The sequence below is a fragment of the Streptomyces sp. NPDC031225 genome (genome assembly GCF_055570355.1).
The window spans coordinates 139,787-154,343 of the sequence record NZ_JBVIHJ010000022.1 but is presented as its reverse complement, the minus strand read 5'-3'; the positions used below and the strand labels follow the sequence as shown (position 1 = coordinate 154,343).

General features: G+C 69.9%; 14 protein-coding genes. 7 read left to right on the top strand and 7 right to left on the bottom strand.

The genetic code is table 11. The features are described from left to right. Positions 1-15: 15 nt before the first annotated feature. Entirely contained in the window at positions 16-1,284 is a 1,269-nt protein-coding gene (gene tyrS, locus ACZ48Z_RS32465; protein ID WP_468739463.1) for a tyrosine--tRNA ligase, read from the top strand. A 60-nt stretch (positions 1,285-1,344) separates the two neighbouring features. Here tyrS and ACZ48Z_RS32460 read toward each other — a convergent pair whose 3' ends face one another. After that, complete coding sequence (locus ACZ48Z_RS32460) at positions 1,345-1,623, bottom strand: GlsB/YeaQ/YmgE family stress response membrane protein (protein WP_468739462.1); 279 nt, start codon at positions 1,621-1,623, stop codon at positions 1,345-1,347. A gap of 244 nt (positions 1,624-1,867) precedes the next feature. Between ACZ48Z_RS32460 and ACZ48Z_RS32455 the strand changes: the two genes are divergently transcribed. Together ACZ48Z_RS32455 and ACZ48Z_RS32450 are read left to right on the top strand one after the other, a co-directional pair. Then, on the top strand, positions 1,868-2,266 hold the full coding sequence (locus tag ACZ48Z_RS32455) for a DUF3099 domain-containing protein (protein WP_468739494.1): 399 nt from the start codon (positions 1,868-1,870) through the stop codon (positions 2,264-2,266). A gap of 188 nt (positions 2,267-2,454) precedes the next feature. Then, positions 2,455-2,673: a hypothetical protein gene (locus ACZ48Z_RS32450; protein ID WP_468739461.1), complete on the top strand. Its 219-nt coding sequence runs from the start codon at positions 2,455-2,457 to the stop codon at positions 2,671-2,673. Positions 2,674-2,679: 6 nt separating this feature from the next. On the opposite strand, the gene moaA is transcribed toward ACZ48Z_RS32450, so the two are convergent. The 3 genes from moaA to ACZ48Z_RS32435 all read right to left on the bottom strand — a co-directional run bounded on the left by moaA (position 2,680) and on the right by ACZ48Z_RS32435 (position 5,798). Then, on the bottom strand, positions 2,680-3,669 hold the full coding sequence (moaA, locus tag ACZ48Z_RS32445; RefSeq protein ID WP_468739460.1) for a GTP 3',8-cyclase MoaA: 990 nt from the start codon (positions 3,667-3,669) through the stop codon (positions 2,680-2,682). Positions 3,670-3,825: 156 nt separating this feature from the next. After that, on the bottom strand, positions 3,826-5,445 hold the full coding sequence (locus tag ACZ48Z_RS32440; protein WP_389113115.1) for a solute symporter family protein: 1,620 nt from the start codon (positions 5,443-5,445) through the stop codon (positions 3,826-3,828). Beyond that, the gene (locus ACZ48Z_RS32435; protein WP_468739459.1) at positions 5,442-5,798 is read right to left on the bottom strand and encodes a DUF485 domain-containing protein; all 357 of its coding nucleotides are present in this window, start codon (positions 5,796-5,798) and stop codon (positions 5,442-5,444) included. The genes ACZ48Z_RS32440 and ACZ48Z_RS32435 overlap by 4 nt, the downstream gene beginning before the upstream one ends. A 254-nt stretch (positions 5,799-6,052) precedes the next feature. On the opposite strand from ACZ48Z_RS32435, the gene ACZ48Z_RS32430 reads away from it, so the two are divergent. From ACZ48Z_RS32430 to ACZ48Z_RS32415, 4 genes are all read left to right on the top strand, one after another. Continuing rightward, positions 6,053-7,591 (top strand): S8 family peptidase, encoded by a 1,539-nt coding sequence (locus tag ACZ48Z_RS32430; protein WP_468739458.1) that lies wholly within the window; start codon positions 6,053-6,055, stop codon positions 7,589-7,591. 73 nt (positions 7,592-7,664) lie between these two features. Further along, positions 7,665-9,230: a S8 family peptidase gene (locus ACZ48Z_RS32425; RefSeq protein ID WP_468739457.1), complete on the top strand. Its 1,566-nt coding sequence runs from the start codon at positions 7,665-7,667 to the stop codon at positions 9,228-9,230. 73 nt (positions 9,231-9,303) lie between these two features. Continuing rightward, positions 9,304-10,644 carry a CoA transferase gene (locus tag ACZ48Z_RS32420; protein WP_468739456.1) on the top strand — a complete coding sequence of 447 codons (1,341 nt, stop codon included), beginning with the start codon at positions 9,304-9,306 and terminating at the stop codon, positions 10,642-10,644. 100 nt (positions 10,645-10,744) lie between these two features. Next, positions 10,745-11,809, top strand: coding sequence for a CopD family protein (locus ACZ48Z_RS32415; RefSeq protein WP_468739455.1), 1,065 nt, complete (start codon positions 10,745-10,747; stop codon positions 11,807-11,809). Between the two features lie 13 nt (positions 11,810-11,822). Here ACZ48Z_RS32415 and ACZ48Z_RS32410 read toward each other — a convergent pair whose 3' ends face one another. From ACZ48Z_RS32410 to ACZ48Z_RS32400, 3 genes are read right to left on the bottom strand one after another with little or no spacing between them, the layout of a single operon-like run. Further along, entirely contained in the window at positions 11,823-12,866 is a 1,044-nt protein-coding gene (locus ACZ48Z_RS32410; RefSeq protein ID WP_468739454.1) for a zinc-dependent alcohol dehydrogenase family protein, read from the bottom strand. A 39-nt stretch (positions 12,867-12,905) separates the two neighbouring features. Further along, positions 12,906-13,610, bottom strand: a complete 705-nt coding sequence (locus tag ACZ48Z_RS32405) for a lysoplasmalogenase (protein WP_468739453.1) — start codon at positions 13,608-13,610, stop codon at positions 12,906-12,908. Then, entirely contained in the window at positions 13,607-14,479 is an 873-nt protein-coding gene (locus ACZ48Z_RS32400) for a sterol desaturase family protein (RefSeq protein ID WP_468739452.1), read from the bottom strand. Before ACZ48Z_RS32400 ends, ACZ48Z_RS32405 begins: the two co-directional genes overlap by 4 nt. Positions 14,480-14,557: the final 78 nt, after the last annotated feature.

Sequence of the window (14,557 nt, the reverse complement as noted above, 5' to 3'; positions counted from 1 at the left end):
GGAGATGCGAGAACCGTGACGGACATCGTCGACGAGCTGAAGTGGCGAGGCCTGTGGGCCCTGTCCACTGACGAGGACGCTTTGCGCAAGGCGCTCGCGGACGGTCCCGTCACGTTCTATTGCGGTTTCGACCCCACCGCGGCCAGCCTGCACGTCGGTCACCTGGTCCAGGTCCTCACCATGCGCCGGCTCCAGCAGGCGGGTCTGCGCCCGCTGGCCCTGGTGGGTGGGGCGACCGGCCAGATCGGCGACCCGCGCCCCACGGCGGAGCGCACGCTGAACGACCCGGAGACCATCGCGGCCTGGGTGAACCGGCTGCGCGGGCAGATCGAGCCGTTCCTGTCCTTCGAGGGCGACAACGCCGCGGTCATGGTGAACAACCTGGACTGGACGGCCGGCATGTCGGCCATCGAGTTCCTGCGGGACATCGGCAAGCACTTCCGGGTCAACAAGATGCTGACCAAGGACTCGGTCGCGCGCCGGCTGGAGTCCCAGGAGGGCATCAGCTACACGGAGTTCAGCTACCAGCTGCTCCAGGGCATGGACTTCCTGGAGCTGTACCGGCGGTACGGCTGCACGCTCCAGCAGGGCGGCAGCGACCAGTGGGGCAACCTCACCGCGGGTCTCGACCTGATCCACAAGCTGGAGCCCGAGGCCGAGGCGCACTGTCTGGCGACGCCGCTGATGGTCAAGGCGGACGGCACCAAGTTCGGCAAGACCGAGGGCGGCGCCGTCTGGCTCGACGCCGAGATGACGACGCCGTACGCCTTCTACCAGTTCTGGCTGAACGTGGACGACCGGGACGTCTCGACGTACATGCGCATCCTGTCCTTCAAGTCCCGTGCGGAACTGGAGGAGTTGGAGCAGCAGACCGAGGAGCGTCCGCAGGCCAGGGCCGCGCAGCGCGCGCTGGCCGAGGAGCTGACGACGCTGGTGCACGGCGCCGACCAGACGGCTGCCGTGATCGCCGCTTCGAAGGCGCTCTTCGGGCAGGGCGAGCTGGCGGAGCTGGACGAGAAGACGCTGACCGCGGCGCTCTCGGAGGTACCGCACATCCGGGTCGCCGAGCTCGGTGCCGTCGCGGACCTGTTCGCCGAGGTCGGTCTGGTGGCCAGCAAGTCGGCGGCCCGGCGGACGGTGAAGGAGGGCGGGGCCTACGTGAACAACGTCAAGGTCACCGCCGAGGACGCCGTCCCGGCGAAGGAGGACCTGCTGCACGGTCGCTGGCTGGTGCTGCGCCGGGGCAAAAAGAACCTGGCGGCGGTCGAGGTCACCTCCGCTTAGATCCCGGTACGACGAAGGGGTCCCCTCCGGATGGAGGGGACCCCTTCGTCGTACCGGCTCTCAGGTCCGCTGTTTCCGCTTGCCCAGCGTCGCCATGTAGAGCATGTCGCCGACGCCGACGATGATGATCGCGGCGATCAGCTGGAACGCGTGGCGGCTCCAGTCGATGCCGGAGGTCTCGTCGACGCCCGCCCAACGCGCGATCGCGTTGCCGGCGATGGCTCCCAGCATGCCGAAGATGGTGGTCAGCCAGAGGGGACTGTGCTGTTTCCCGGGGATGATCGCCTTCGCGATCAGACCCAGCACGAATCCCACGATGATCGCCCACAACCAGCCCATGGCTGCCTCCTCGTACGGCTCGACGTGAGCATTACGGCCAGTGTCGGCCCGTTCGCGGTACGGCGCATGTCGGGTACGTCCGTACGTGCCGCGGGTGAGGTCGTTCGCCCGGCGCGAGATGCCCCGGTCTCGTAGGCGGCGCAGGCGCGGCGTACCGTGGAAGGTGCCCGGGCCCGGTGTCTTTGGCGGGCACGGAGCGGTTGCATTGTGGGGAGAGTCCGATGCGGGCGGATGGTGGAATGTGATGCGGAAGCAGCATGGCGGCGGCAGCGCCCAGGTGTTCCGGATCACCGGAGCCCGGACGAGCCTGCAGGACGACGTGCGCGGGCGTCAGCGCCGGTACATCATCTCGATGACGGTCCGTACGATTTCCGTCGTGCTCGCGGCCACGCTCTGGAACGTGGAACGGCACGTCGCGATCGTCGCGCTGGTGCTCGGGGCGGTTCTGCCCTATATCGCCGTCGTCATCGCCAACGCGGGGCGGGAGAACGCGCCCTCTCTGCCGTCGACGTTCGTGACCGTCCCGATCCGGCCGATGATCACGCCGCCGCGAGCGGAGGGCGACGCCGCGGAACCCGCGCCGGAAGGCAGTGCGGGCGGGCCGGTGTCAGGTGCGCGGGGCGAACCGCACGAGCGGACGTGAGAGGTTTCCTCGGCATCAAGCTCAAGAAAAGCTCAGATCAATCATGTTGTTCCAGTGCCGGGCCAAGGGTTACCCGTGACATACTTCGTACGCGCTCCGCATCCCCCGTCGGAGCGACAGACCGACGCCGGGCAGCTCCCCCCGTGGCTGCTCGGCGTCGCCTTTTTCCCCGCTTGTGAGACGAATCCGTGAGTGACGAAACCCCGATCTGTTCCGCCAAGGGCTGTCGTGCCGACGCGGTCTGGGTGCTCGCATGGAACAACCCGAAGATTCACACGCCGGAGCGGCGCAAGACGTGGCTCGCGTGTGAGGAGCACCGGGAGCATCTGTCGCAGTTCCTCGGGGTGCGCGGGTTCCTCAAGGACGTCGTGAAGTTCGGGGAGTGGCAGGCCCCCGAAGGGGCCTAGCCCCGGCTAGCCGCCGATCGCCGACATGGGACGGTCCGGCTGGACGAACGTCGGGTCGTCCAGGCCCGCTCCCGCCTTCTTGCCCCACATCGCCTCGCGCCAGATGCGGGCGATCTCCTCATCGCCGGCGTCGGAGCGCAGCGCCGCACGGAGGTCCGTCTCCTCGCGGGCGAACAGGCAGGTGCGTATCTGGCCGTCGGCCGTGAGGCGGGTGCGGTCGCAGGCCGCGCAGAACGGGCGGGTGACCGAGGCGATGACACCCACGCGGTGCGGCCCGCCGTCGACCAGCCAGCGCTCCGCGGGCGCCGAGCCCCGCGCCTGCGAGCCCTCTTCCGTGAGGTCGAAGCGGGTGCGCAGGGAGGTCAGGATGTCCCCGGCGGTGATCATGCCGTCGCGCTTCCAGCCGTGCTGGGCGTCCAGGGGCATCTGCTCGATGAAGCGCAGTTCGTAGTCGTGCTCCACCGCCCATGCCAGGAGGTCGGGGGCCTCGTCCTCGTTGAGCCCCGGCATCAGGACCGAGTTCACCTTGACGGGGGTCAGGCCCGCCTCGCGGGCGGCGTCGAGGCCTTCCAGGACGTCCTGGTGGCGGTTGCGGCGGGTGAGCGTCTTGAAGACGTCCGGGCGGAGGGTGTCGAGGGAGACGTTGACCCGGTCCAGGCCCGCGGCCTTCAGGGCGGTCGCGGTGCGCTTGAGGCCGATGCCGTTCGTCGTCAGGGACATCTGGGGGCGCGGCTCCAGGGCCGCGACCCGCTCAACGATGCCGACCAGACCAGGACGCAGCAGGGGCTCACCGCCGGTGAAGCGGACCTCCTCGATACCGAGGGAGGTGACGGCGATGTCGATCAGGCGGACGATCTCGTCGTCGGTGAGCAGATCGGGCTTGGCCAGCCACTGCAGGCCCTCTTCCGGCATGCAGTAGGTGCACCGCAGATTGCACCGGTCGGTCAGCGAGACGCGCAGGTCGGTGGCCACCCGGCCAAAGGTGTCGATGAGCACGTGGGCCCCCTCCCTTGTCGCGGATCAGTGCGGGATCCATCGTTTTCCGTCACTTGCGAGCCTACGTGACGTCACTGACATCGACAGGGCCCGATCCCACGACGTACGAGGCGGCCGCGTCGTAGAGACCTACGACGCGGCCGCTCGGGGGGCGTGTCAGTGGGCGCCGGTGCCGGTCAGGGACCGGACCTCCAGCTCCGCGTACTTGCCCTTGTCGGGCTCCTCCTTGGACAGGTAGGTGCCGATGATGCCGAGCAGGAAGCCGACCGGGATCGAGATGATCCCCGGGTTCTCCAGCGGGAACCAGTGGAAGTCGACGTCCGGGAACATCGAGCTGGGCTTGCCGGAGACGACCGGCGAGAACAGCACCAGACCGACCGCCGTGACGAGGCCGCCGTAGATCGACCACAGGGCTCCGGAGGTGGTGAACCGCTTCCAGAAGAGGCTGTAGATGATCGTCGGCAGGTTCGCGGAGGCGGCGACCGCGAAGGCGAGGGCGACGAGGCCGGCGACGTTCAGGTCGCGGGCCAGGGCGCCCAGCAGGATGGAGACCGCGCCGATGCCGACGGTCGCCCAGCGGGCCGCGCTCATCTCCTGCTTCTCGGTGGCCTGCCCCCGCTTGATGACGTTGGCGTAGATGTCGTGCGCGAACGAGGAGGACGAGGCCAGGGTGAGGCCGGCGACGACCGCGAGGATGGTGGCGAAGGCAACCGCCGAGATGGTGGCCAGCAGGATCGCGCCCCAGTTGGAGTCGACGCCGCCCAGATGCAGTGCCAGCAGGGGTGCCGCGGTGTTGCCCGCCTTGTTGGAGGCGATGATCTCGTCCGGCTTGATGAGCGCGGCGGCGCCGAAGCCGAGGGCGAGGGTCATCAGGTAGAAGGCGCCGATGAGGCCGATGGCCCAGATGACCGACTTACGGGCGGCCTTGGCGGTGGGCACCGTGTAGAAGCGGATCAGGATGTGCGGCAGACCGGCAGTGCCGAGGACGAGGGCGATGCCGAGCGAGATGAAGTCCAGCTTGGTGGTGCCCGTGGCGCCGTACTTCAGGCCCGGCTCCAGGAAGGCCGCGCCCTTGCCGCTGTTGTCGGCGGCGGAGCCGAGCAGGTCGGAGACGTTGAAGTCGAACTTCAGCAGCACCAGGAAGGTCAGCAGCAGGGCGCCCGCGATCAGCAGGACGGCCTTGACCATCTGCACCCAGGTGGTGCCCTTCATGCCACCGATGGTGACGTAAACAATCATGAGGACGCCGACCAGGGCGACGACGCCGATCTTGCCTGCGTCGCTGGTGATGCCGAGGAGCAGGGAGACCAGAACGCCGGCGCCCGCCATCTGGGCCAGCAGGTAGAAGATCGAGACCACGATGGTGGAGGTGCCTGCCGCCGTACGGACCGGGCGCTGGCGCATCCGGTAGGCGAGGACGTCGCCCATCGTGTAGCGGCCGGAGTTGCGCAGCGGTTCGGCGACCAGGAGCAGGGCGACGAGCCAGGCGACCAGGAAGCCGACGGAGTACAGGAAGCCGTCGTAGCCGAAGAGGGCGATGGCGCCCGCGATGCCGAGGAAGGAAGCGGCGGACATGTAGTCGCCGGAGACGGCGAGTCCGTTCTGGAAACCGGTGAACTGGCGTCCGCCCGCGTAGAAGTCGGCCGCGTCCTTGGTCTGGCGGCCGGCCCAGACGGTGATGACGAGGGTCGCGAGGACGAACACGGCGAACAGGCTGATGATCAGCGGCCGGTGCTCGCTGGCCTCTCCGGCCGCCAGGGTGATCGCGGGGCTCATGCGCCGCCCTCCATCCGGGACTTGATGGCGTCGGCCTTCGGGTCGAACTTGGAGGCGGCGACGCGTGAGTACCACCAGGCGATGAGGAAGGTGGTGAGGAACTGTGCGAGGCCCAGGACGAGGGCCACGTTGACGTTGCCGACGACCTTGGTGCCCATGAAGTCGCCCGCGTAGTTGGACAGCAGGACGTACAGCAGGTACCAGGCGATGAAGCCGACGGTCAGCGGGAAGGCGAAGGAGCGGTAGGAGCGGCGCAGTTCACCGAACTCCGCGCTCTCCTGAACCTCGGTGAACTCCGCGGTGGTGGGGAGTTTGTGCTGCTCTTTCGAGGGGGGCGGTGCGTCGGTGGACACGATCTCTCCTCGCGTTGCGGGTGCCGGTTGTGACGGGGATCGGGGGCGAGTGTCCTCGCGTTCCCTGTTCAAGGTCACGGCGCCGCGCTGGGCCCGGTTCAACTCACTTTGCTTCTTTCCGAACTCAGCTTGGGGAAGTCATTGCTGGCCAGCGACTTCGGGAGATAGCTTCGGCTGGAACCACCCGTCATGTACCTGCCCGAACGCCACCTGTGTCTCGGGCCGGTTTCGTTTCCGGATGATGTGGAGACCCCATGTCCCAGCCGCGTTCCAGACGTTCGCGACACCGTCTCGCGCTCGCCGTGCCCGTCGTGCTGTCCCTCACGGCATCGCTCGGCTTCCTGCCCTCGATGGCCTCGGCGGCTCCCGCCGCACAGTCCACGGCACGGGCCGCGGACGCGACGAACCTGTCGTACGTCGTCAACACCAAGGTGGACCACCGCACCATCGCGTCGGTGAAGCGGGCGATCACGGCGGCCGGCGGCACCGTCGTGATCACGTACGAGAAGATCGGTGTGATCGTCGTCCACTCGTCCGACGCGGACTTCGCCCAGCGGATCCGCAAGGTGCGCGGAGTGCAGTCGGCCGGTGCCACCCGCACCTCGCCGCTGACCCCGGCGGGCACGACGGACGAGGGCGCGGTCCAGGTGCTGTCGGACGCACAGGCCGCGAAGGTCGCGAAGACCTCGGCCGCCACGCCGGACAGTGAGCCCCTCGAGGCCGACCAGTGGGACCTGCGTGCGATAGGCGCCGACAAGGCGGCCAAGATCAACCCGGGCAGCCGCAAGGTGACCGTCGCCGTGATCGACACCGGCGTCGACGACACCCACCCCGACATCGCGCCGAACTTCTCCGCCTCCCAGTCGGCCAACTGCGACGGCGGTGTCCCGGACACCAGCGAGGGTGCATGGCGGCCGTACACCGCGGACGACTACCACGGCACGCATGTGGCCGGTGAGATCGCCGCGGCCCGCAACGGCATCGGCGTGGCCGGGGTCGCTCCCGGCGTGAAGGTCTCGGCCATCAATGTGACCGACCGGAACAACGGCCTCTTCTACCCCGAGAGCGTCGTGTGCGCGTTCGTGTTCGCCGCCGACCACGGCGTCGAGATCACCAACAACAGCTACTACGTTGATCCATGGCTGTACAACTGCATGGACGATCCAGATCAGCGGGCCATTGTCGACGCGGTCAACAGGGCGCAGCTGTACGCCCAGAAGAAGGGCACGCTCAGCCTGGCGTCGGCGGGCAACTCCAATCACGACCTGGACTCCGACGCGATCGTCGACGCGTCGAGCCCCGACGACTCCACTGCGGTGGAGCGGACCGTCGACCCGCACGAGTGCTTCGACGTGCCGACGCAGCTGCCGGGTGTCGTCACGGTCAGCGCGACGGGCGTCAAGAACCTCAAGTCGTACTACTCCTCGTACGGCAAGGGTGTCATCGACATCGCGGCGCCCGGCGGCGACCGGCTCTACCAGATACCGGACACGCCCTCGCAGAACGGCCGCATCCTGTCCACCCTCCCGAACGGCGCGTACGGCTTCCTTCAGGGCACCTCGATGGCCTCGCCGCACGCCGCGGGCGTCGCCGCGCTGCTGAAGTCGACGCACCCCAAGGCGAACCCGGCCCAGCTGCAGGCACTGCTCAAGGCGCAGGCGAACGCCACGAGCTGCCCGGCGTCGTACGACCAGAACGGTGACGGGACGCAGGACGCGGTGTGCGAGGGCGGCACCCGGGTCAACGGCTTCTACGGCTTCGGCATCGTCAACGCGCTGCGCGCGGTCAAGTGACCCGCCGGTCAGGAACCACGGAACCACCCGCACGGACCGCTTGTACCGAGAACGAACTGGAGAGATCTTCATCATGACAGGGCCCCACCCGCGCTATCGGCGCGCGATCGCGATCCCGCTGGGCATGACCATGGCGACGGCCATGGCCCTCCTGCCCGGCGCCACGGCGTCCGCAGCCGACGTTCCCGGCACCGTGGCCGGTGTCACCGGCGCCGTGAACGACATCCTCGGCTCCGCCGACGCGGACGGGACGGCGCTCAGCTATGTCGTCAACGTCCGTTCCGGGCACGCTCCTTCCGCTCAGGTGAAGAAGGCCATCGCCCAGGCGGGCGGCACGATCGTGACGTCGTACGACCGGATCGGCGTGATCGTCGTCCACTCGTCGAACCCCGACTTCGCCAAGGCGATCCGCAAGGTCCGCGGCGTCGAGTCGGCGGGCAACACGCGCAACGCGCCGCTGCCCGCGCAGTCGACGGACGACCTGGGGACGCCGAAGACCCTCAGCGCGACGGAGATCTCCGCGGCGAAGACCGCCGCGGCGGCCGGTCAGGACCCGCTGGAGTCCCTGCAGTGGGACCTGCCCGCCATCAAGGCGGACAAGGCGCACGAGAAGTCGCTCGGCAGCAGCAAGGTGACCGTCGCGGTGATCGACACCGGTGTGGACGACACCCACCCGGACCTCGCGCCGAACTTCGACCGGGCCGCGTCGGTCAACTGCGTGACGGGCAAGCCGGACACGACGGACGGGGCGTGGCGGCCGAGCGCGGCGGAGAGCCCGCACGGCACGCACGTGGCCGGTGAGATCGCGGCCGCCAAGAACGGCGTCGGCATGACGGGCGTGGCGCCGGGCGTGAAGGTGGCGGGCATCAAGGTGTCGACCACCGCCGGCTACTTCTACACGGAGGCCGTGGTCTGCGGCTTCATGTGGGCGGCCACCCATGGTGTCGACGTCACCAACAACAGCTATTACACGGACCCCTGGTACTTCAACTGCACCGACGACCCGGACCAGAAGGCGCTCGTCGACGCCATCACCCGGGCCTCGCGGTACGCGGAGAAGAAGGGCGTGGTCAACGTGGCCGCGGCCGGCAACGAGAACTACGACCTCGCGGCCGACGAGATCACCGACCCGGTCTCGCCCAACGACGGCACCCCCTCGGACCGGGTCATCGACCCCTCCGAGTGCTTCGACATACCGACCCAGCTGCCGGGTGTCGTGACGGTCGCGGCGACCGGCGCGAAGGGCATCAAGTCGTCCTTCTCCAACTACGGCCTGGGCGTCATCGACGTCGCCGCGCCCGGCGGTGACTCGACGGCCTACCAGACGCCTCAGCCGCCCGCGACCAGCGGTCTGATCCTGGGCACGCTGCCCGGCGGCAAGTGGGGCTACATGGCCGGTACGTCGATGGCCTCGCCGCATGTCGCGGCCGTGGCAGCCCTGATCAAGTCGACGCACCCGTACGCCCCGCCGGCCCTGGTGAAGGCGCTGCTGTACGCGGAGGCGGACGCCACACCGTGCACGGACCCGTACGACATCAACGGCGACGGCAAGGTCGACGCGGTGTGCGAGGGGTCGAAGAACCGCAACGGCTTCTACGGCTGGGGCACTGTGGACGCCCTGGACGCGGTGACGAAGTAACCGGACGGGTGGATCAAGACCGGCATATTCATTGATTCAGTCAATACTGTGATCAATACTGCATAGTGCAGTCATGACTGATATCGAGCTGGTGATGCGGGAGGGCGCTCTTCAGGGGCGCCTTCCCGTGCAGGCGCTCGCGCGCGTCTGCGTGGCCGAGTGCGCGTCGGCCGCCGTCGAACTGGGGGCGCTGAGGGCCGGGCTCGCCGAGGTGCCGACGGTCCGGGTGGACGACGGGGCGGTCGCCACGGCTTTCCTGAGCGAGCGTCATCTGTTGATCAACGGTCGCGCGCCCGTCGCCTTCGCACCGCTGTCACGGTTCTGGCGGACGGCGGACGGGTGGGTGCGGACACACGCGAACTATCCGCACCATCGTGCGCGTCTGCTCGACGTGCTGGGAGTGCCGGAGGACGTGGCGGCCGTCGGGGCGGCACTCGCCGAGCGGTCCGCCCTGGACGTCGAGGAAGCCGTGTACGCGGCCGGAGGCCTCGCCGTGGCGCTGCGTTCTCCCGCGGAGTGGGCCGCGCACCCACAGGCGGCCGAGGTGGCGAAGCGGCCCCTGGTCGAGCGGGGGCGGCTGGACTCGGCACGCATACGCGTGTTCGCGCCGATCGACGCCACCGCCCTGCTTCCGGCCGCCGGACTGCGGGTTCTGGATCTGACGCGGGTCCTCGCCGGCCCGGTCGCGACGCGCACCCTCGCCCTGCTCGGCGCGGACGTACTGCGCCTGGACGCGCCCAGGCTCCCGGAACTGCCCGACCAGCACGCCGACACGGGCTTCGGGAAGCGGTCGGCGACCCTCGATCTGGCCGCCGACCGGCAGACCTTCGAGGAGCTCCTCGCGGCGGCGGACGTGGTGGTCACCGGGTACCGGCCGGGCGCACTGGACCGGTTCGGGCTGTCACCCGAGGCGCTGGCGGAGCGACGGCCGGGGGTGGTCGTGGCGCAGTTGTCGGCGTGGGGCGCGTACGGGCCGTGGTGTGAACGGCGGGGCTTCGACAGCCTCGTGCAGGCGGCCAGCGGGATCGCTGTTCTGGAGGGTTCGGCGCAACGGCCGGGCGCGCTGCCCGCGCAGGCCCTCGACCACGGGACGGGCTATCTGCTGGCGGCGGCCGTGCTGCGGGCGCTGACCGAGCAGTCACGGGAGGGCGGGAGCCGGTTCGTGCGGCTGGCCCTGACACGGACGGCCCAGTGGCTGACGGACGGGATGGCCGACGCGCACGGCATGGACGGCATGGACACGGGGGACGTTGGGCACGACCCGTACGACGGCCCTGAGTCGTGGTTGTCGGAGGCGGACAGTGCGCTCGGGCGACTGCGGTACGCCCTGTCGCCTGTCTCGTTCGAAGGCGGCCCGGCGTACTGGGCCCGGTCACCGGCGCCCTGGGGATCCGAGGCCGCGCGCTGGGCGTGAGCGACGGCCGGAGCGGGAGCACACTCGTGCACGGAATGTCATACGGACGCTGGATTCCCTGCAGTTGCCCGGTTCTGTCCGTTCTGGTCAAGATCGTGAGATGACCTTGATAAGACCCACAGCCGAGGTGACCGACGCGGGCGGACCCGCGCGGCGCCCCGGCCCCGGCCGGGCGATCGCCGTCCTCGTCCTGGTGGTCCTGGCCGTACTGATACCCCTGTTCGGCCCAACCGCCGCGCTGCACGGCACCGGGGAGGCCGCAGCACCCGGTGCGGGTGGCGTGGCCCTGCTGCGGACGGTGCTGTTCGCGGCGCTGTGCGTGCCCCTGGGCGAGTTGTTCGCGGCCCGGCTGGCCCGCGCGGTGCCCGGTGCCCCGCCGGACGCGCCACGTTCCTGGGCCCCCTACGCGGCTGCCGCCGGTCTCGTCGCCGCACTCGGCCTCGCATCGGTCGTGGCGACCGGCAACCTGGTGCCCCGCAGCCTCTCCGCGATCGACGTCGGCGGCCTGTACCAGTCGCGGGACGGCAGGTTGGCCCTGCTGGAGGTCAACGCGTTCCTGGTGGCCGCTCTGTGCGCCCGCTCGGGCCGACCGGCCGTCCAGGTGTGGCCCCTGGCCGCCGTGGTCGTGGCGGAAGCCCTGCGCGCCCATCCCCCGGCCGAGCACAGCCCGCTGATCGGCTCCGGGCTGACGCTGGTCCATCTGACCTGTGCGGCGCTGTGGGCGGGCGGACTGCTGCATGTTCTGCGGACACTGCGCCGCTGGAGTGCCACTGAGTCGAGCTCTGTGGAGTCGAGCCCTCTGGTGTCGCGCCCGGAGTCGGACGCCGCCGTGTGGGGCGCGGCGCTGATCGGGCTCTACGCGCGCTTGGCGGCCGTTCTGCTCGCCGCCATCACCGCGACGGGTGTCTGGAGTTCGCTCCGCCGGATGCCTCCGGGGACGATCCTGGAACAGCTGACGGACACGGCCTACGGCCGCGTGCTGCTGGCCAAGATGCTGCTCGTGGCGGTCGTCGCCGCGCTCGCCCTGTGGGCCCGCACCCGGCTGCGCCGCGCCCACGATCCGCTGACCGCCTGCGTCCCCGCGCGGGTGGAGGTCGTCGCACTGGCGCTGGTGGTCGTGGTCTCGGGGTTGCTGACGGCGTTGCCGCACCCGATCCGCTGGTGATGCCGCGGCGCCTTCAGGCCGTGACGAGCACCTTGAGGGCGGTGCGCTCATGCATCGCCCTGTAGCCGGCGGGGACGCCCTCCAGGTCGACGGTCATGTCGAAGACCGGTGAGGCGTCGACCGTGCCGTCCAGGACGTCGGGCAGCAGCTCAGGGATGTAGGCACGTACCGGAGCGACACCGCCGCGCAAGGCGATGTTCCGGTCGAACATGACACCGAGGTCGACGCCGGTGCCGCTGCCGTGCGGCACTCCGACGAAGCCGACGGCGCCGCCGTCGCGGCTGATGCCGATCGCCGTACGCATGGACTGTTCGGTGCCGACGGCCTCGACGACGGCGTGCGCGCCCTGGCCGCGGGTGAGTTCGAGTACCGCCTCGACGGCCGCGTCCCCGCGCTCGGCGACGACGTCGGTGGCGCCGAAGCGGCGCGCGATGTCGGTGCGGACCTGGTGCCGGCCCAGCGTGATGACGCGCTCCGCGCCGAGCCGCTTGGCGGCGAGCACCGCGCACAGGCCGACGGCGCCGTCACCGACGACGGCGACCGTGGCACCCGGGCGGGCTCCCGCGCCGAGGGCCGCGTGGTGACCGGTACCGAGGACATCGGACAGGGTCAGCAGGGACGACAGCAGACGGCTGTCGGAGGCCGCCTCCTTGGGCAGCCGTACGAGGGTGCCGTCGGCGAAGGGGACGCGCACGGCCTCACCCTGGCCGCCGTCGTGGCCGACGGCCCCCCAGAAGCCGCCGTGCTCGCACGAGGTCGTCAGACCCTCACGGCAGTAGTCGCAGACGCCGTCGGACCACATGAAGGGCGCGACGACGAGGTCACCGCGCCTGATGTCCGACACTTCGCTGCCGATCTCCTCGACGACCCCGAGGAACTCGTGCCCGATCCGCTGACCCGGCTGCCGGGCGGCCTCACCGCGGTAGGCCCACAGGTCGCTGCCGCAGATACAGGCGCGCAGCACCCGGAGCACGGCGTCGGTGGGCAACTGCACCACAGGCTCGGGCACGTCCTCCACGCGCATGTCGAACGGGGCGTGGATGGTGGTGGCGCGCATGGCGAGGATCCCTCTCGTGCGGGGGGGGTGTGACGGCGCTCAGGGGGTGGTCGAGCGCACCTCACCGTACGTCGTCACCGGTCCCGGACGTGCTTCGAGGGCTCGCACTACGCCGGTGACCAGCAGGAACTGTGCGGCGATGTACGTGAGCATGATCCAGAGGTCGGGCCGCGGCAGCTGCGGCCAGTCGGCGACGCCGGTCGCGATGAGGGTGTCCGAGAGCAGGAAGAGCGCGCCGCCGAGCCCGGCGACGGGTCCGCACCGCACGGCCGACGCGCACGCCATCGCCGTCAGCAGCACGCTGTAGCCCGCGACGGGCACCCGCAGTTCGGCGGGCAGGTCCGGCCACAGTGCTACGACGGTGACGACAAGGGCGGTGGCGTAGGCGGGCGCGATGACGCCCACGCGCGCGCGTGGGCCGCCGTACCCCTTGCCGTGCCCCTTGAAGAGCGCGAGGTAGCAGACGTGGCCGGCCGCGAAGCAGGCCATGCCCACGAGGAAGGCGGGGTCGGCGTCGGACAACAGCAGGACGTCACCGCCCCAGCCGCACAGGAGCGCGGCGACGAGAAGCCGGGGTGCGCCGGACGCGAGGGCGTATGCGGCCAGGAGCGGCATCAGCAGGGGCTTGGCGACGGTGTGCCCGGGGTCGAGGCCGACGGCCAGGGAGACCAGGTCGACGGCGGCGGCGAGGGCGAAGGCCGCGAGGAGTGCGGGGCGGGTGCGGTGGGTCCTCGCCGGGCTCACGCGGACACGGTTTCCCCGGTCGTTTCCGGCACCGGTGCCGGGGCCCAGCCCGGACCCCTGAAGATCCGGCCTGCCCGCTCCCGCCAACTGCGCGCCTTCTTGACGTCCTTGATGATCGCGACGTACTCGTGGGTGGCCACCTTGATCGGGTTGAACGTGTTGATGTTCTTGGTCAACCCATAGACGGGCCGTTCGGTCTCGGCGACGAACGAGCCGAAGAGCCGGTCCCAGACGATGAGGATCCCGCCGAAGTTGCGGTCCAGATAGCCGCCCTGGGAGGCGTGGTGGACGCGGTGGTGGGACGGGGTGTTGAAGACGAACTCGAACCAGCGGGGCATCTTGTCGATGCGTTCGGTGTGGATCCAGAACTGGTAGACGAGGTTCGCGGAGGAGCAGAACGCGAGCGCGGCCGGGTGGACGCCGAGGGCGATGAGAGGGACGTAGAACGGCCAGACGGTCAGGGTCGTCCAGGGCTGGCGCAGCGCGGTGGTGAGGTTGAACTTCCGGCTGGAGTGGTGGACGACGTGACAGGCCCACAGGATGCGGACGACGTGGTGGCCGCGGTGGGACCAGTAGTAGAAGAAGTCCTGCGCGAGCAGCATCAGGGGGACCGTCCACCACAGGACGGGGACGCGGAGCGGGGTGAGCTCGTAGAGGGCCGTGTAGATCGCGACGATCGGGATCTTCCAGAGGAAGTCGAAGGCGAGGCTGCCGAGTCCCATGCCGATGCTGGTGGCGGCGTCCTTCGTCTCGTAACCGGCCGCGGCACCATCGGCGTCGGGATGGAGTCGGACGCTGATCATCTCGATCACGGTGAGCAGCACGAAGGCCGGTATGGACCAGACAACGACGTCGGGGAGGTTGGGCATGCGTGCACCGTAGAACCGCCGGTCGGGCACGGCTAGACGTTGTTACTTACAAGTATTGCCGGTGGCACGCGCTTGCTT

What these genes read in the sequence shown, in the direction of transcription:
- ACZ48Z_RS32460 (WP_468739462.1), bottom strand. Translation starts at nt 1,623, where the DNA reads ATGGGCTGGTTGTGGGCGATCATCGTGGGATTCGTGCTGGGTCTGATC.
- ACZ48Z_RS32455 (WP_468739494.1), top strand. Translation starts at nt 1,868, where the DNA reads ATGCGGAAGCAGCATGGCGGCGGCAGCGCCCAGGTGTTCCGGATCACC.
- ACZ48Z_RS32440 (WP_389113115.1), bottom strand. Translation starts at nt 5,445, where the DNA reads ATGAGCCCCGCGATCACCCTGGCGGCCGGAGAGGCCAGCGAGCACCGG.
- ACZ48Z_RS32430 (WP_468739458.1), top strand. Translation starts at nt 6,053, where the DNA reads ATGTCCCAGCCGCGTTCCAGACGTTCGCGACACCGTCTCGCGCTCGCC.
- ACZ48Z_RS32425 (WP_468739457.1), top strand. Translation starts at nt 7,665, where the DNA reads ATGACAGGGCCCCACCCGCGCTATCGGCGCGCGATCGCGATCCCGCTG.
- ACZ48Z_RS32420 (WP_468739456.1), top strand. Translation starts at nt 9,304, where the DNA reads ATGACTGATATCGAGCTGGTGATGCGGGAGGGCGCTCTTCAGGGGCGC.
- ACZ48Z_RS32415 (WP_468739455.1), top strand. Translation starts at nt 10,745, where the DNA reads ATGACCTTGATAAGACCCACAGCCGAGGTGACCGACGCGGGCGGACCC.
- ACZ48Z_RS32410 (WP_468739454.1), bottom strand. Translation starts at nt 12,866, where the DNA reads ATGCGCGCCACCACCATCCACGCCCCGTTCGACATGCGCGTGGAGGAC.
- ACZ48Z_RS32400 (WP_468739452.1), bottom strand. Translation starts at nt 14,479, where the DNA reads ATGCCCAACCTCCCCGACGTCGTTGTCTGGTCCATACCGGCCTTCGTG.